This window comes from Cupriavidus sp. IDO (genome assembly GCF_000812465.1).
Taxonomy (GTDB): domain Bacteria; phylum Pseudomonadota; class Gammaproteobacteria; order Burkholderiales; family Burkholderiaceae; genus Cupriavidus.
The window spans coordinates 164,291-181,225 of the sequence record NZ_JWMA01000055.1 but is presented as its reverse complement, the minus strand read 5'-3'; the positions used below and the strand labels follow the sequence as shown (position 1 = coordinate 181,225).

Sequence of the window (16,935 nt, the reverse complement as noted above, 5' to 3'; positions counted from 1 at the left end):
GGAACCGCCTCCCGAACCGTTAGAATGCCTGATTAATCATTGATTCACTGGTCTTATGCAAGTATTGCGTCGTTTTGTTGCTGGTGCGGTTTCGGTCGGCTCCCTGGCACTGGGGCTGATGGCGGCGCCGGCTTCGGCGGAAGTCGTGGTGGTGCTCAATTCGGGTGATGCAACCGTCACGCTGATCGACAAAGACACGCAGAAGGTGCTTGAGACCTTTCCGGTCGGCAAGGAGCCTCATCACCTGATTGCCACGCCGGACGACAAGTCGCTGATCATCGCCAATGCGGTCGGCAATGACCTGGTGTTCCTGGACCCGGTGTCGGGCAAGGTGCAGCAGCGCGTGCCGAATATCGACGATCCCTACCAGATCGGCTTTTCGCCGGACCAGAAGTGGTTCGTCGCAACCGGCAACCGGCTGGACCGCGTCGACGTCTACCGGTGGGACGGCAAGGCGCTGAAGATGGCCAAGCAGTTCCCGCTGGCCAAGACGCCCAGCCATATCGCCTTCACCAACGACAGCCGCATCGCGTTCATCACGCTGCAGGATTCCAACGAAGTCGCAGCCATCGACCTGAACACGCTGACGGTGATGTGGCGCATGGAAATCGGCTCGGCGCCGGCCGGGATCTGGGTCACGCCTGACCAGAAATACCTGCTGGTCGGCATGACCGGCGCCGACTACGTCGCCGTGATCGACTGGCGCACGCGCACCCTGGTCAAGCAGATCCAGACCGGCAAGGGCGCGCACAACTTCCGCGCGGTCGGCGACAAGCGCCACCTGTTCCTGAGCAACCGGGTCTCGGGCACCATCAGCATCATCGACCAGCAGACCCTGACCAAGGTGGGCGATATCACCGGCCTGCCGCCGGGTCCCGACGACATGGAACTGACCGCTGACGGCAAGACGCTGTGGGTGTCGTTCCGCTGGGCACGCTCGGTCGGCCTGGTCGATGTGGCCAGCCGCAAGCTGATGAAGACGGTGCGCGTGGGCAAGTCGCCGCACGGCATCTATTTCCGCACCCGCGCGCCGCTGTATTGAGAAGCGGGGCAGGGAAAGCACCATGCGCAATCCGATCGCGCCCCGCTTGAAGCGCTGCCTGGCGGCACTGGCCATCGGCGCCGCGCTGCCGGCGATGGCATACGCCGCCGACGCCGGCAAGGCCGCCGAAAAGGCTTGCCCGGCCGGGACGCTTTACCTCACGTTCGACACTGGCAGCATGAGCCAGGCCGAACTGATCGCCGAGACCCTGCGCCGACACCATATCAGGGCGACCTTCTTCCTCGCCAACGAGCCGACGGTTCGCAAGGACAGTTCCCTCGATCCCGGCTGGGCGCCATACTGGAAGATGCTGGCGGCGGATGGCCACGCCTTCGGCACCCATACGTTCGACCATGTTTACCTGCGCAGCGTGCGTGGCGGCAAGGTCACCATGCGGCCGCAATTCGGTGCGCAGGCCGGCAAGGATGTCACCATGAATGCGTCGGATTTCTGCACGGAGCTGCAACGCAGCGCGCAGGCATTCCACGCCATGACCGGCAGCAATATGGTGCCGCTGTGGCGTGCGCCGGGCGGCCACACCGCGCCGCAGACGGTCGAATGGGCCGAGCAATGCGGCTTCCGGCACGTCGGCTGGGCCCCCGCCGGTTTCCTTGGAGACGAACTGTCTTCGGAACGCTATCCGAACCAGGTCCTGCTGGATCGCGCGTTGCGTGACCTGCGCGACGGCGATATCACCATGGCCCATCTGGGCATCTGGTCGCGCAAGGATCCATGGGCGCCGGGCGTGCTGGAGCCGCTGATCAGCGGGCTCGAGCGCAAGGGCTTCTGCTTCGCGACGCTGCGCGAACACCCGGCCTACAAGGACTGGATCGCGAAGTCTTCTCGGAAGGAGAGGACGGAGGTGAGGCGGTAATGTGGGACACGCTTAGCGGCTCGGTTAGTGGCTGGATCGGCCAGATCGAAGGCACGCTCTTCCAGGACGTCGTGCTGCCCGTGGTCTACAACCTGGGCTTTGGCGGTTATGCGGAAGACGCGTTCACCGGCACGGAATGGCTGCTGGTGGGGCTGGTCCAGATTGCGGTCATGATCCTGATCCTCGGCCCGCTGGAGAAGCTGCGCCCGGTTGAGGCCGTGACGGACCGGGCCGGCATCCGGACCGATATCCTCTACACCCTGATCCATCGGCTCGGCCTGTTCCGGCTGGCCATGTTCTTCCTGCTGGCGCCGCTCACCGACGCGCTGGAAGGCCACCTGCGGCTGATGGGCTGGCAGCGCGTCAATGTGGAGGACTGGTGGCCGGGGGTGACTTCGATCCCGCTGGTCAGCTTCTTCGTCTACCTGCTGCTGTTCGACCTGCTCGGCTACTGGTATCACCGGCTTTCGCACACGTATCGCTGGTGGTGGAGCCTGCATGCGGTCCACCACAGCCAGCGCCAGATGACGCTGTGGAGCGACAACCGCAACCACCTGCTGGACGACATGCTGCGCGACCTGGTCTTTGCGGTGGTGGCGCTGGCCGTGGGTGTCGAGCCGTCGCAATATGTGCTGCTGGTGGCGCTGTCCCAATTGCTGCAGAGCCTGCAGCACGCCAACCTGCGGCTGCACTTCGGCGCGCTCGGGGAGCGCTTGCTGGTGTCGCCGCGATTTCACCGCACGCACCACGCGGTCGGCATCGGGCACGAAGCGGCCGGCGCTCCGGCCAGGCTGGGCGGCTGCAACTATGGCGTGATCTTCCCATGGTGGGACATGCTGTTCCGCACCGCGGTATTTACCGACACCTACTATCCCACCGGCATCCGCGACCAGATGCCGCCTCCGGCCGGCAAGGGCCGCGACTACGGATCGGGCTTCCTCATCCAGCAGTGGTACGGCATCAAGCGCCTGCTGCGCCTGGGCTGACGCTTCGGCGGGAACCACGGCGCGCAGTCTGGATCTTTCCCCCAGGCCGCGCGTAGCCGCAAGTGGCGTATGCTAGTGTTCTTGTCCTTCGCCGGGCGCGCGCCCGGCCGTTTCCGACTCCACTTTTGCTTCGTCACCGAACTGCATGAACGATATTTTTCGCTCGTTTGGCCGCGCGCTGATCAGCCAGCTTCATCCCCGCATGCTGATGCTGACCGTGTTGCCGTTCGTCCTTGCCACGCTGTTGTGGGGCGGCCTGCTCTGGTGGTGGTGGGATCCGATCATGAGCACGACCCGGGCCCTGCTGGAGGGCTCGATGCTGACCAGCTGGATCTACAGCGCGCTCGACTGGTTCGGGCTGCAATCGATGCGGGCGGTCGTGGCACCGCTGTTCGTGGCCGCGCTGGCCGTGCCACTGGTGATCGCCTCGATGCTGGTGTTCATCAGCATTTTCTCCGTGCCATCGGCGGTGCGCCATCTGGAGCGCAGCTATCCCGATCTCGCCAAGGCTCACGGCGGCAGCCTGCTGGGGAGCGTATTCCAGTCGCTGGGCAGCACGTTCGTCTTCCTGGTGCTGGTGCTGGTAACGTTGCCGCTCTGGCTGGTGCCGCCATTCTTTGCGCTGATTCCGCCCGTGCTGTGGGGATGGCTGACTTACCGTGTCATGACCTACGACGCGCTGGCCGAACATGCAACCGCTGAAGAGCGCAAGGTCCTGATGCATCGTCACCGCGTCCCGCTTCTGGTGATGGGCGTGGCAGTGGGCCTGCTTGGCTCGGCGCCGACGCTGCTGTGGGTGTCTTCGGCCGCAATCATTTTCCTGTTCCCGTTCGTGCTTGCCGGCACGCTGTGGCTGTACGTCCTGATATTCATCTTCTCGGCATTGTGGTTCGGCCACTTCTGCCTGCACGCGCTGGCACGGTTGCGGGCCGAGCGCGCGGCGGCAGCGCCGCCGGCGGCTCCGGCAGCGATGGGAGACGTCATCGACCTGGCGCCGTCGGACGTGCGCCGCATTGAACATTCCTGAAGCGAGGGCATCATGGGTTTCGGCCTCATCGTCATCGGAGACGAGATTCTGTCGGGGCGGCGCGAAGACAAGCACATGCGCCGCGCCATCGAACTGCTCGGTGCGCGCGGCCTGGCGCTGGACTGGGCGGAGTACGTCGGCGACGACCGCGCACGCATCACGGCCACGCTGCGGCGCACGCTGGCAGGGCCCGATGTGGTCTTCTGCACGGGCGGCATCGGCGCAACGCCGGACGACCACACCCGCCAGTGCGCCGCGGCGGCCCTGGGGGTGCCATTGGTCCTCCATCCCGAAGCACGTGAACAGATTGCATTGCGGATTGCGGAGACCGCCGCCGGCGATCCCGTCAAGGCGGACCTGAACCAGCCGGAGAACCAGCACCGCTTCAAGATGGGCGAGTTCCCTGAAGGCGCGCGGATCATTCCGAACGCCTACAACCGCATCCCGGGGTTCTCGGTCGCGGATCATCATTTCATGCCGGGCTTTCCGGTCATGGCGTGGCCGATGATGGAATGGGTGCTGGATCACTACTATCCGCACCTCTTTCACCAGGTCAGCCAGCAGGAGCGGGCCTTCTATGTGTTCGAGGCGCCGGAGTCGACGCTGACGCCGCTGATGGAGCGGGTGGAGGCGACCTTTGCCGGCATTCGCGTGTTCAGTCTTCCTTCCGTGGGCGACGTGACGCGTGGTGACCGCTTCGAGCGCCGGCACATCGATCTTGGCGTCAAGGGCCCGGCCGACCTGGTTGCGCCGGCCTATGCGATGTTGCTGGAAGGCGTGGCCGGAATGGGCTTCGAGGTTGTGGAACAGCCCGCGCGCGATAGGAAAGAATAGGGGCCGCAGGCGACCGCGCCTGTCATGCCAAAGGAAGAAGGGGCAGCCTGAAGCTGCCCCTTTTCATCTGCGACGATTTACGCTCAGGCGCCGTGCCACGGCAGGCCGCGCACGCACCAGCCTTCCACGGTCTTGCGGTGGTGCTGCTCGTCGCGGTTGCCCTCAAAGCCTTCCAGTACATCCATCGCGTACTGGTAGCCGGCCTCGGTGGCGACGCGCGCCGCGTGCTTCGAGCGGGCTGCGCTGCGGCACAGGAACAGCACGGGTGCATCAGCCGGCACACGGGCTTTCAGCTCTTCGAGAAAGCGGCCATTCTGCGCGCCGCCCGGATACGTCATCCATTCGACGTGGGCGAACTGTTCGTCGGGCAGATCGACGCCGCCTACCCAGTCCAGTTCGGCCTGCGTGCGCACATCGACCAGCACGGCCGACGGGTCGCTTTGCAGCAGCGCGAAGGCTTCCTGGGGCGACAAGGCGCCGAAGTAGGGAAGCTGGTTCTGTTGCTGGCGCTGCCGCGCAGCCTGGAGGAGTTCGTCTCGGGTGGTCATCTGGGTGACAAATTCAATGAGTGGAATTGGCAGGGTCGCCAGACCCCTATTCTATCGCCTGGCAGGGCCGGCAGAGACATTGCCGCCATCGGTGCCGGAGGCGCCGAGGAAAATATCTCTTTTGGTGCATAAGCACTTAAATGGTGCCTTTCCTTGCGGAATGCACCGTTGTGGTGTTTTATGTTTGGGCGAAGAGAGCGCGGCCGGGTAACGCTGGCGACACCTGTTCCGGCCTGCCCGCCTGTAGTATCCGATCCACCACCCCGGGCCTGTGCGGGCGGCCTTGGCAGTGCACTTTTTTCGGGCCGCGGGCGCCCGGCAGATGCTTAACTTGGCATGCTTTCTGCTAACATTCCTCGTCCCTTTCGTGGCAGGTTTCCGAGAGCGCGGTCACTGCAAATGCAGACCCCTTGACGAGGCCGGCCCAAGAATGGCTTTCTAGACTTCAGCCGAATATCCAGGAGATTGGCATGGCCCACAGCGTTGCAGATGTGATGAAGCTTGTGAAGGAAAACGACGTCAAGTTCGTCGATTTCCGTTTCACCGATACCAAAGGCAAGGAGCAACACGTGTCCGTGCCCGTGTCGCACTTTGACGAAGACAAGTTCGAAAGCGGCCACGCCTTCGACGGTTCGTCGATCGCTGGCTGGAAGGGTATCGAAGCTTCGGACATGCTGCTGATGCCGGATCCGAATACCGCAAACATCGATCCGTTCTACGAAGAACCGACGCTGGTGCTGACCTGCGACGTGGTCGAGCCGTCGGACGGCAAGGGCTATGACCGCGACCCGCGCTCGATCGCCAAGCGCGCCGAAGCCTACCTGAAGAGCACCGGCCTGGGCGACACCGCCTACTTCGGTCCGGAACCCGAATTCTTCATCTTCGACGGCGTGACCTGGAACGTCGACATGCAGGGCTGCTTCGTCAAGATCCACTCGGAAGAAGCACCGTGGTCGGCCGGCAAGGAGTTCGAGCACGGCAATACCGGTCACCGTCCGGGCAAGAAGGGCGGCTACTTCCCGGTCGCCCCGATCGACACCTTCCAGGACATCCGTTCGGAAATGTGCCTGATCCTGGAATCGCTGGGCATCCCCGTTGAAGTCCACCACCACGAAGTGGCAGGCCAGGGCCAGAACGAAATCGGCACCAAGTTCAGCACGCTGGTGCAGCGCGCAGACTGGACCCAGCTGCAGAAGTACGTGATCCAGAACGTCGCCCATACCTACGGCAAGACCGCCACCTTCATGCCGAAGCCGGTCGTTGGCGACAACGGTTCGGGCATGCACGTGCACCAGTCCGTGTGGAAGGACGGCCAGAACCTGTTCGCAGGCAACGGCTACGCCGGCCTGTCGGAATTCGCCCTGTACTACATCGGCGGCATCATTAAGCACGCCCGCGCGCTGAACGCCATCACCAACCCGGGCACCAACTCGTACAAACGCCTGGTGCCGGGCTTCGAAGCCCCGGTGAAGCTGGCCTACTCGGCCCGCAACCGTTCGGCTTCGATCCGCATCCCGTATGTGGCCAACCCGAAGGGCCGCCGCATCGAGACCCGCTTCCCGGATCCGCTGATGAACCCGTACCTGGGCTTCTCGGCACTGCTGATGGCCGGCCTGGACGGTGTGATGAACAAGATCCACCCGGGCGAAGCCGCCGACAAGAACCTGTACGACCTGCCGCCGGAAGAGGATGCAAAGATCCCGACCGTCTGCTCGAGCCTCGACCAGGCGCTGGAATACCTCGATAACGACCGTGAGTTCCTGACCCGCGGTGGCGTGTTCTCCAACTCCATGATCGATGCCTACATCGAGCTGAAGATGGAAGAAGTCACCCGCTTCCGCATGACCACGCACCCGGTCGAGTTCGAGATGTACTACTCGCTGTAAGCGGGGCTTGCCCGGGATGACGCAGGTTGTGACCGGGCAACAGTTGCACCATGAAGGGGCGGCCTCGGCTGCCCCTTTTTGTTTTGCTCGCTAGAATGGGGCTTTCCGTTCAACCCAGGTCTGATGTTCATGAACGCGTTTCCGCTCGCGGCCTTCCGGGCCCAGTCGCTGCACCAACTCCGTGTTCGATTCCCCATCGTGGTGTGCGCAGTTGCGCTGACGCTGGCAGCCTGGAGCCAGCATGCGCCGGCACAGTCTTCAGATGTCTACGTCTGCACCGGTCCAAATGGTGTGCCGGAGTACCGCAATGGCAATGGCGGCAAGGGCTGCAAGCGGCTGAACCTGCCGGAAGTCGTCACCGTGCCGGGCGGGCGTACCACAGCGCCGGCCAAGGCCGGCAGCGGTGGCAGTGCCGGCGCTGCCAGCAGCGGCAGCTTCCCGCGCGTTGACGGCGCCACCCAAAAGAGCCGCGACAGCGAGCGGCGCGCCGTGCTGGAGCAGGAACTGCAATCCGAGGAGGCCAAGCTCTCGACGCTGCGTGCCGAATACAACAACGGCCAACCCGAGCGCCAGGGCAATGAACGCAACTATCAGAAATACCTCGATCGCACAGCGGCGCTGCGCGACGACATCACCCGCAGCGAGGCCAATGCGGCATCGCTGCGGCGTGAGCTTTCCAACCTGAAGGACTAGTCTTATGCGTCGCCTGATTCGTGGTGTGTCGCGCAAGGTCAGCGGCAGCGCTGGCCCGGCTGACTCGCCGGCAAATGCCGGAACGCCGGAAAGCGGTCAGGTGCTGTCAATGGGCGCTGTCGCCTTGCATTCCGGCCTCGATGTCGTCGCCAACCCGATCCTGCTGGTGAAGCAGCCGGGGCTGCGCGTGATCTATGCGAACCCGGCGGCCGAGGCCAGCTTTGCGGTGTCGCGCAAGGCGATGGTCGAGCTGTCGCTGGCCGATCTGTTCGGCCAGTCGGACGAGCTCGGCAGCATGATTGAAACGGTAGTCACACGGCAGTTCGATGTGCGCCGCCAGGACCTGGTGCTGCGTCCGCCGTTGCAGGAGCCGATCCACGCCCACGTGGTCATCGGCATGCTGGACGCCGCGGCGGATACAGTCGTGGTCGAGGTGCTGCTTAACGAGCAGAAGGTGCGCAGCGAGCGCGAAGAGCGGATTCTCGACCTGACCTCGGCCAACAAGGAACTGATCCGCAATCTTGCCCACGAGATCAAGAATCCGCTAGGCGGCATTCGCGGTGCGGCACAGCTGCTGGAGTTCGAACTCCCCGAGCGCTCGCTGCGGGAGTACACGCAGGTCATCATCAAGGAGTCGGACCGCCTGCAGACGCTGGTGGACCGCCTGCTGGAGCCTCATCGGCATCCGCACATCGTATCGAGCCTCAATATCCACGAGGTGCTGGAGCGCGTGCGCTCGGTGGTGCTGGCCGAATTCCCCAATGGCCTGAACATCGAGCGCGACTACGATGCCAGCCTGCCGGAACTGCGCGGCGACATGGAGCAGCTGATCCAGGCCGTGCTGAACATCGTTCACAACGCCGCGCAGGCGCTGGCGGAGCGCATCGCCCGGGGGGACGCGCAGATCGTCCTGCGTACCCGCGTGGCGCGCCAGGTCACGATTGCCAAGCGGCTGTACAAGCTGGCATTGGACTTGCATGTCATAGACAACGGCCCAGGCATTCCCGAGGACATTCGCGAACGCATCTTCTATCCGCTGGTCTCGGGTAGGGATGGCGGCAGCGGTCTCGGCCTCACACTCGCTCAAACCTTCGTGCAGCAGCACGAGGGCTTGATCGAATGCGAGAGCAGGCCGGGCTGTACCGACTTCCGCATCCTGCTGCCGCTGCACTAGCATCCGCGCCGGCGCAGTTCGGCCGATCTTGCGAGCGATCATTGCTCCTGCCGCCTCGGCCGGGCATGCGGAAGACCAAATGACACCGAGCAGACAAGCGACGCACATGAAGCCGATCTGGATAGTCGACGACGATCAATCAATCCGCTGGGTACTCGAGAAGGCCCTGGCCCGTGAAAGCCTGCTCTCCCGCAGCTTTACCAATGTGCGCGACGTGCTCGCGGCATTGGAGGACGATGAACCGCAGGTCCTGATTTCGGATATCCGCATGCCCGGCGGCTCGGGCCTGGACCTGTTGCAGGCGCTCAAGGCACGGCACCCGGGCCTGCCGGTCATCGTGATGACCGCCTATTCGGACCTGGATAGCGCCGTGGCAGCGTTTCAGGGCGGCGCCTTCGAGTATCTCGCCAAGCCCTTCGATGTCGACAAGGCGGTGGAGCTGATCCGCCGCGCCCTCGAAGAAAGCCTGCGCGAAGAGGAAATGGATGACCGCCTGGTCGATGCCCCCGAGATCCTCGGGCAGGCGCCGGCCATGCAGGACGTATTCCGCGCCATCGGCAGGTTGTCGCAGTCCAATGTGACCGTGATGATCACCGGCGAGTCCGGCACCGGCAAGGAACTGGTGGCCCGCGCGCTGCACAAGCACAGCCCGCGCGCAAATGGTCCGTTCATCGCGCTGAACACCGCGGCGATTCCGAAAGACCTGCTGGAATCGGAGCTGTTCGGCCACGAGCGCGGCGCATTTACCGGCGCCCAGACCATGCGCCGCGGCCGCTTCGAGCAGGCCGAGGGGGGCACGCTGTTCCTCGACGAAATCGGCGATATGCCGTTCGATCTGCAGACACGCCTGCTTCGCGTGCTCTCGGACGGCAATTTCTATCGGGTCGGCGGTCACAATCCCCTGCGTGCCAACGTCCGCGTCATTGCTGCGACGCACCAGAATCTGGAGCAGCGGGTCAAGGAAGGGCTGTTCCGCGAGGACTTGTTCCACCGTCTTAACGTGATCCGGCTGCGCCTGCCGCCGTTGCGCGAGCGTCCGGAAGACATCACGCTGCTGGCCCGTCATTTCCTGCAGAAGAGCGCCAAGGAACTGGGCGTGGAACCCAAGCGCATGTCGGACGAGGCGCTGGCGTACGTCAGCACGCTGCCGTTTCCCGGCAACGTGCGGCAGCTGGAGAACCTCTGCAACTGGCTGACCGTGATGGCTCCGGCGCAGACCATCGAAGTCAAGGACCTGCCGCGCGAGATGATCAGCGGCACGTCGGACCAGGGTGCGGCTGTCCCTCGTGCACCGGAGCGGATGGCGGAAGCCAGGCCGGCCGGCGGCGAGTTCGAGAGCCACGACATTGCCGACTACGGCGGCGTTGCCACGCCGGTTGCCGAGGCCGACACCGTGACCGCAGTCCGCCCCGCGGTGGTGACGGCGTCGGCGGGTCTCGCCGCGGGCTGGGAACACCTGCTCGCGGGCGAGGCGCGCGCGATGCTGGAGGCCGGCCAGCCCGAAGTCATGGACGTCTTGACGCGCCGCTTCGAGAAGGCTGTGCTCGAGGCCGCGCTGGGCGTGACGCGCGGCCGGCGGGTTGAGGCGGCCACGCGGCTGGGTATCGGCCGAAACACGATTACCCGCAAGCTGCAGGAGCTGGGGTTTGATTGAGGAAGGTGGCGGGGGAGTGAAAACGGCCGGGACATCCCGGCCGTTTTTTTTATGTGGATGAAGCCGCTAGCTTCGCGCCGCGAGCAGCAGCTCTGCCATCTCGGCAAAGCCCTCGCCGCAGGCGGCTTCAGTGACGTAAGCCGGCGCCACCGGCAGTTGCGGCAGGATCTCGCGCACGTTGGCCACCCCGACCGAAAGCGGGAAATGCCCGAACATGGTGGCGTCGTTGGCCGAATCGCCGATGAACAGCCATTCGTCGCGCTGCGCGTCCAGGTCGCCGCCCAGCAGTTCGGCCACGCACAGGCGGCTCATGGTCAGCTTGTCATGCTGCCCGAACCAGCCATTGACGTGGATCGAGCTGACAGTGGCGGTCATGCCTGCTTCGCGCATGATCTGCGCGATGCGCGCCACCGCTTCGTCAGGCAGGGGCGCAACGTCCTCGGCATGGTCGACCGCCAGGTCGGCGGCGTGCCAGGCCTGGTCGGAGGCGAGGGCACAGCCAGGGACTTCGCGCAGGATGCGCTCGCCCAGAGCATGAATGCGTTCCAGGTTACGCGCGCGGGTCGGGGCATCGTCGACAAAGCGGGTCAGCAGCTTGCCGTTGTGCAGGTGCGAATAGCAGGCGCCGTTCTCGCTGATGATGGCATCGACCGGCCAGAGGCGGGTCAGGATCTCGGCCCACGCGATGCAGCGGCCGGTGACGGGGATGATGTGCAGGCCGGCGCGGTGGAGGCGGTCCAGTGCCAGGTAGGCGGCGGCCGGAAGCCGGCCGTCGGTGGTCAGCGTACCGTCGATATCGGTCAGCACACCGCGAACGCGGCGCAGGGCAGGCGCAGGAAGGCTGATGATGGCTTGCATGGCAGGCATTGTACCGGCTCAATTGTCGCTATTGCACCGCAAGATGTGGCGTTCTGAAGGGTTTGCCCGGTTTGCTTGCGCGCATGACAGGGGTAACATGCCGCTGTCACAAAAAGTGCATAGAGTCCGTTGATTTTGTCCGATACACCGAATTGAATAACGGGAGCATCTCTCATGACCATCAAACGCACTGCGTTGTCGTTTTTTGCCGTTGCCTTGCTGGCCGGTACCGTCCCGGCATATGCCGCCGTCGAGATCCAGTGGTGGCACTCCATGGAAGGGGCGCTAAACGACAAGGTGAACGCGATCGCAGGCCAGTTCAACGCCAGCCAGTCCGACTACAAGATCGTGCCGGTCTACAAGGGGCAGTATGACGAATCCCTGGCTGCCGGCATTGCGGCATTCCGCTCGGGCAATGCGCCGGCGATCCTGCAGGTGTTCGAGGTGGGCACGGCAACCATGATGAACGCCAAGGGCGCCATCAAGCCGGTGGCGACGGTCATGAAGGAGGCCGGCGAAAAGTTCGACCCCAAGGCCTACATTCCGGCGGTGGCGGGTTACTACACGTCGAGCAAGGGCGAGATGATGTCCTTCCCGTTCAACAGCTCGACCACGGTGATGTACTACAACAAGGATGCATTCAAAAAGGCGGGCCTGGATCCCAACAAGCCTCCGGTGACCTGGCAGGAAGTGGCAACCGATGCCGCCAAGCTGAAAGCAGCCGGCGTGTCGTGCGGCTACACCACGGACTGGCAGTCGTGGGTGCAGCTCGAGAGCTTCTCTGCCTGGCATAACGTGCTCTTCGCCACCGAGAACAACGGTTTTGGCGGACCGGGTGCGCGCCTGGTGTTCAATTCGCCCCTGCACGTCAAGCACATCGCCAACCTGCTCGATATGGCGCAGAAGGGCTACTTTGTCTACGGCGGCCGCAAGGACGAGCCCAAGGCCAAGTTCATCGCGGGCCAGTGCGCCATGCTGACTGGCTCATCCGCGGCTCTTGCCAATATTCGCAAGAACGCGAAGTTCGATTTCACCGTGGCCCAGCTACCGTACGAGCAGGGCGTGCCGGGTGCGCCGCAGAATACGATCATCGGCGGCGCCTCGCTGTGGGTGATGGGCGGCCGCAAGGCCGAGGAGTACAAAGGCGTTGCCAAATTCTTCAGCTACCTGTCGCGCCCGGACGTCCAGGCCGACTGGCACCAGTCAACCGGCTACCTGCCCGTGACGCTGGCGGCGTACGAGCTGACCAAGAAGTCAGGTTTCTACGAGAAGAATCCGGGGGCTGACGTGGCGGTCAAGCAGATGATCGTCAAGACCACCGATAAATCGCGCGGCATTCGCCTGGGCAACTTCCCGCAGATTCGCAGCGTGATTGACGAAGAACTCGAGGCCGTCTGGTCGGGCAAGAAGCAGCCCAAGGAGGCGCTGGACGCCGCGGTGGCGCGGGGCAACGAACTGCTGGAGCGATTCCAGAAGACTGTGCGCGAGTAATCTCGGTCAGGCGGGCGCATGGCTGAGTACAAACTCGGCGTGCGCCCAGTTTCTTGGGCGCGGCAGCGGTTTCGCTGTTGCGGCACTGGATGCGCTATGGAAAAACGGGTCGTATTCCGCTCCTCGTGGCTGCCATACCTGCTGGTCTTGCCGCAGATGGCCGTGACATTGATTTTCTTCTTCCTGCCGGCGGCGCAGGCGCTGTATCAATCCGTGTTTCAGCAAGATGCGTTCGGCATCGACCTGCAGTTCGCCGGACTGGACAACTTCCGCACGCTGTTCAACGACACCGAATACCTGAATTCCTTTCGCGTGACGGCAGTGTTCGCGGTGGGCGTGACGTTGCTGGGCTTGTCAGTTTCATTGCTGCTCGCTTACTTCGCCGACCGCCTGGTGCGCGGCGCAACGGGCTACAAGCTTCTTCTCATCTGGCCTTATGCGGTGGCCCCGGCCGTCGCTGGCGTGCTCTGGATGTTCCTGTTCAATCCCACGCTGGGCGTGGTGTCCTATGCACTGCACGCGCTTGGCGTGAACTGGAACTTCCTGCTCGACAGCGCGCAGGCGATGACGCTGGTGGTGATCATCGCTGCCTGGAAGCAGGTCAGCTACAACTTCCTGTTTTTCCTGGCCGGCCTGCAGAGTATTCCGAAATCGCTGATCGAAGCGGCGGCGATCGACGGTGCTGGACCCTGGCGGCGGTTCTGGTCGATCATATTTCCGCTTCTGTCGCCGACGACCTTCTTCCTGATGGTGATCAACGTTGTCTACGCCTTCTTTGACACCTTTGCGATTATCGATGCGGTGACGCATGGCGGCCCCGTCAATGCGACCAATACTCTCGTCTACAAGGTCTACCACGACGGTTTCCGCGGGCTCGATATCGGCGGCTCGGCTGCGCAGTCAGTGGTGCTGATGGCTATTGTGATGGTGTTGACCGTGGTGCAGTTCCGATACGTGGAACGCAAGGTCCAGTACTGAAGGCGGGCAAGATGGTAGAACGACGACCTATCCTTGATGTGCTCTCCCACCTCGTGCTCCTGCTGGGCGTGGGATTGGTGGCTTTCCCGGTCTATGTCACGTTCGTGGCGTCCACGCTGACCGCGGATGAGGTACTGCAGGCGCCAATGACGCTGCTGCCCGGAAGCCACCTGCTTGAGAACTACCGGACTGTGCTGATCGAAGGCGTTGGCAATGCCGCGTCGCCGGTCTCGACCATGATGAAGAACAGCCTGATCATGGCGCTGGGCATTGCGCTGGGGAAGATCGCCATCTCGATCATCTCGGCCTTTGCCATGGTCTATTTCAGGTTCCCGTTGCGCAAGACCTTCTTCTGGCTGATCTTCGTCACGCTGATGCTGCCGGTCGAGGTGCGCATCCTGCCGACCTACAAGGTGGTGTCGGACTTGGGTATGCTGGACAGCTACTTCGGCCTGACCATCCCGATCATTGCGTCGGCGACGGCTACCTTTCTCTTCCGGCAATTCTTCCTGACCATTCCCGACGAGCTGGCCGAGGCCGCGCGCATGGACGGGGCAGGGCCGCTGCGCTTTTTTTGGGACGTGGTGCTGCCGCTGTCACGGACCAGCATCGCGGCGCTGTTCGTGATCCAGTTCATCTACGGTTGGAACCAGTATCTCTGGCCGCTGCTGATCACCACGCAGAAATCGATGACGCCGGTGGTGGTTGGCGTGACGCAGATGATTTCACGCTCCGGCGATGCGGCGACCGACTGGAACCTGGTGATGGCCACCGTCATGCTGGCCATGATTCCGCCGGCCGTAGTGGTGGTGCTGATGCAGAAGTGGTTCGTCAAGGGCCTGGTCGAAACGGAAAAATAAGGCGCGGCGGCCGAGTGGCGCGCGCGGGACTACAGCAATGGCAAAACTGTCACTTCGCAACGTTCAAAAAACCTATGCCGGCAACGTCAAGGTCGTGCACGGCATCGACATGGAAATCGCCGATGGCGAGTTCATTGTCATCGTCGGCCCTTCGGGCTGCGGCAAGTCCACGCTGCTGCGAATGGTGGCGGGGCTCGAGACGATCACCGGCGGCGAGGTCCATATCGGCGATAAGGTCGTCAACCAGCTGGAGCCGGCCGAGCGCGATATTGCGATGGTGTTCCAGAACTACGCGCTCTATCCGCATATGAGCGTGTACGACAACATGGCCTACGGGCTGAAGATCCGCGGCATGCCCAAGGCCGAGATCACGCAGCGCGTGCAGCACGCGGCCGGCATTCTTGAGCTGGCGCCGCTGCTCGACCGCAAGCCTCGCCAGCTTTCCGGCGGCCAGCGCCAGCGGGTGGCCATGGGGCGTGCCATCGTGCGCGAGCCCGCGGTGTTCCTGTTCGACGAGCCACTGTCAAATCTCGATGCCAAGCTGCGCGTGCAGATGCGGCTGGAACTCAAGGAGCTGCATCGCCGGCTCGGTACAACCAGCCTTTACGTGACGCACGACCAGGTCGAAGCCATGACGCTGGCTGACCGCATGATGGTGCTCAATGGCGGACGGGTGGAGCAGATCGGGACGCCGCTGGAGGTCTATGCGCGCCCGGCCAGCACGTTCGTGGCCGGCTTTATCGGCTCGCCGCCGATGAACCTGATTCCGGTGGCGCGCAACAACGGCGCCGATAGCGCGGCGGCACAGATGCGCGTCGTGCAGAAGGAGGGCGACAGCTCCGCCGCCGCCACGCTCGGCCACCTGCCGATGGGCCTGCACCTGCCCGAGCGCGCCTTGCTGGGCCTGCGCCCCGAGCATGTCGAGCCATGCGCCGCGCACGAGGCGATTGCCGAAGTGGACGTGCGCGTGGTCGAGGCACTCGGCGCCGATTCGTTCGCCTACGGCTCTCTGGGGGGGCAGCCGATTGTGGTGCGGCTCGACAGCCATGCGAAGGTGCGCGCGGGCGACCGGCTGCCGGTGACATCTTCGGCGGACCACCTGCATTTCTTCGAGCCCGAGTCGGGCAAGCGGATCGAGGCCTGACCATGACAGACGACCAGGCAACCCGGTCATCCCAGGCAGTGACCGCCGAGAGCTGGCCATACCCACGCCATATTGCGCATCGCGGCGCCGGCAAGCTGGCGCCGGAGAACACGCTGGCGGCCTTCCGCCATGGCGCGTCCCTTGGCTACCGCATGTTCGAATTCGACGTGAAGCTAACCGCCGATGGCAAGCCAGTCCTGATGCACGACGCCACGCTGGACCGGACTACCTCTGGCCGCGGGCGCGTGGACGGCCTGACCCTTGGCGAGGTGGCGCAGCTCGACGCAGGGAGCTGGCATAGCACAACGTATGCAGGCGAGCCCGTGCCGACGCTCGCCGCGATCGCGCGGTACACCTGCGCCAACGGGTATTGCATCAACATCGAGATCAAGCCTGTCCCGGGACGGGAGACACTGACGGGTGCCGCGGTGGCGCTGGACGCGCAGAGCCTGTGGCGAGGGGCGCCAGTGCCGCCGCTGCTGTCATCATTCTCGGAAGAGGCGCTGGCGGCGGCCCGCCGGGTTGCGCCGGAACTGCCGAGGGCATTGCTGCTGGACAAGCTGCCCGTGGACTGGCTGGACCGGCTGCGCGAACTCGAGTGCGTGGCGCTGGATGCCAATCATCGCGTGCTCGGTGCAAAGATTATTGCCGAGGCGCATGCGGCTGGCTTCCGGGTGCTCAGCTACACGGTCAACGACCCTGAGCGCGCGGCGCAGCTACTGGAGTGGGGCCTGGACGGACTGATCACCGATGCGGTGGACCTGATCGTTCCCGTGTCCTAGAGAGATGCTATTCTGGATCGCGAAAAGTCCACATCGCGCGCAGGCAAACGTGCTATTCTTACCGCCGTGAAGACTCAGGTCCTTCCCCGCACAACTTGCCCTTT

The 16,935-nt window shown here is 64.0% G+C and carries 16 protein-coding genes; 14 read left to right on the top strand and 2 right to left on the bottom strand.

Going from position 1 to position 16,935, the window contains the following annotated elements; translation table 11 throughout:
* Positions 1-118: 118 nt before the first annotated feature.
* The 5 genes from RM96_RS18315 (at position 119) to RM96_RS18295 (ending at position 4,763) form a co-directional block, all read left to right on the top strand.
* On the top strand, positions 119-1,042 hold the full coding sequence (locus RM96_RS18315; protein ID WP_443112260.1) for a YVTN family beta-propeller repeat protein: 924 nt from the start codon (positions 119-121) through the stop codon (positions 1,040-1,042).
* 22 nt (positions 1,043-1,064) lie between these two features.
* Positions 1,065-1,916, top strand: coding sequence for a polysaccharide deacetylase family protein (locus RM96_RS18310; protein WP_063925997.1), 852 nt, complete (start codon positions 1,065-1,067; stop codon positions 1,914-1,916).
* Positions 1,916-2,902: a sterol desaturase family protein gene (locus RM96_RS18305; RefSeq protein WP_039012597.1), complete on the top strand. Its 987-nt coding sequence runs from the start codon at positions 1,916-1,918 to the stop codon at positions 2,900-2,902. The genes RM96_RS18310 and RM96_RS18305 overlap by 1 nt, the downstream gene beginning before the upstream one ends.
* A gap of 145 nt (positions 2,903-3,047) precedes the next feature.
* Entirely contained in the window at positions 3,048-3,929 is an 882-nt protein-coding gene (locus tag RM96_RS18300) for an EI24 domain-containing protein (RefSeq protein WP_039012595.1), read from the top strand.
* A gap of 12 nt (positions 3,930-3,941) precedes the next feature.
* Positions 3,942-4,763, top strand: coding sequence for a competence/damage-inducible protein A (locus RM96_RS18295; protein ID WP_039012592.1), 822 nt, complete (start codon positions 3,942-3,944; stop codon positions 4,761-4,763).
* 83 nt (positions 4,764-4,846) lie between these two features.
* Here RM96_RS18295 and RM96_RS18290 read toward each other — a convergent pair whose 3' ends face one another.
* The gene (locus RM96_RS18290) at positions 4,847-5,311 is read right to left on the bottom strand and encodes a rhodanese-like domain-containing protein (RefSeq protein ID WP_039012591.1); all 465 of its coding nucleotides are present in this window, start codon (positions 5,309-5,311) and stop codon (positions 4,847-4,849) included.
* A gap of 470 nt (positions 5,312-5,781) precedes the next feature.
* On the opposite strand from RM96_RS18290, the gene RM96_RS18285 reads away from it, so the two are divergent.
* From RM96_RS18285 to ntrC, 4 genes are all read left to right on the top strand, one after another.
* A complete protein-coding gene (locus tag RM96_RS18285; protein WP_039012589.1) occupies positions 5,782-7,197 on the top strand; it encodes a 3-hydroxylaminophenol mutase in 1,416 nt (471 codons plus the stop codon).
* A 123-nt stretch (positions 7,198-7,320) separates the two neighbouring features.
* A complete protein-coding gene (locus RM96_RS18280) occupies positions 7,321-7,890 on the top strand; it encodes a DUF4124 domain-containing protein (RefSeq protein ID WP_443112258.1) in 570 nt (189 codons plus the stop codon).
* Between the two features lie 4 nt (positions 7,891-7,894).
* Positions 7,895-9,064 carry a nitrogen regulation protein NR(II) gene (glnL, locus tag RM96_RS18275; RefSeq protein WP_039012587.1) on the top strand — a complete coding sequence of 390 codons (1,170 nt, stop codon included), beginning with the start codon at positions 7,895-7,897 and terminating at the stop codon, positions 9,062-9,064.
* A gap of 106 nt (positions 9,065-9,170) precedes the next feature.
* Positions 9,171-10,718: a nitrogen regulation protein NR(I) gene (ntrC, locus tag RM96_RS18270; RefSeq protein ID WP_039012585.1), complete on the top strand. Its 1,548-nt coding sequence runs from the start codon at positions 9,171-9,173 to the stop codon at positions 10,716-10,718.
* A gap of 66 nt (positions 10,719-10,784) precedes the next feature.
* Here the strand turns inward: ntrC and RM96_RS18265 are convergent, their stop codons facing one another.
* The gene (locus RM96_RS18265; protein WP_039012667.1) at positions 10,785-11,576 is read right to left on the bottom strand and encodes an HAD-IIB family hydrolase; all 792 of its coding nucleotides are present in this window, start codon (positions 11,574-11,576) and stop codon (positions 10,785-10,787) included.
* Between the two features lie 174 nt (positions 11,577-11,750).
* On the opposite strand from RM96_RS18265, the gene ugpB reads away from it, so the two are divergent.
* The 5 genes from ugpB (at position 11,751) to ugpQ (ending at position 16,831) form a co-directional block, all read left to right on the top strand.
* Positions 11,751-13,067: a sn-glycerol-3-phosphate ABC transporter substrate-binding protein UgpB gene (gene ugpB, locus RM96_RS18260; protein ID WP_039012583.1), complete on the top strand. Its 1,317-nt coding sequence runs from the start codon at positions 11,751-11,753 to the stop codon at positions 13,065-13,067.
* Positions 13,068-13,163: 96 nt separating this feature from the next.
* Entirely contained in the window at positions 13,164-14,045 is an 882-nt protein-coding gene (gene ugpA / locus RM96_RS18255) for a sn-glycerol-3-phosphate ABC transporter permease UgpA (protein ID WP_039012581.1), read from the top strand.
* An 11-nt stretch (positions 14,046-14,056) separates the two neighbouring features.
* On the top strand, positions 14,057-14,905 hold the full coding sequence (gene ugpE / locus RM96_RS18250) for a sn-glycerol-3-phosphate ABC transporter permease UgpE (protein WP_039012572.1): 849 nt from the start codon (positions 14,057-14,059) through the stop codon (positions 14,903-14,905).
* Between the two features lie 37 nt (positions 14,906-14,942).
* The gene (locus tag RM96_RS18245) at positions 14,943-16,049 is read left to right on the top strand and encodes a sn-glycerol-3-phosphate import ATP-binding protein UgpC (RefSeq protein ID WP_039012570.1); all 1,107 of its coding nucleotides are present in this window, start codon (positions 14,943-14,945) and stop codon (positions 16,047-16,049) included.
* A gap of 2 nt (positions 16,050-16,051) precedes the next feature.
* Positions 16,052-16,831: a glycerophosphodiester phosphodiesterase gene (gene ugpQ, locus RM96_RS18240; protein WP_052279575.1), complete on the top strand. Its 780-nt coding sequence runs from the start codon at positions 16,052-16,054 to the stop codon at positions 16,829-16,831.
* The last annotated feature ends 104 nt before the right edge of the window (positions 16,832-16,935 follow it).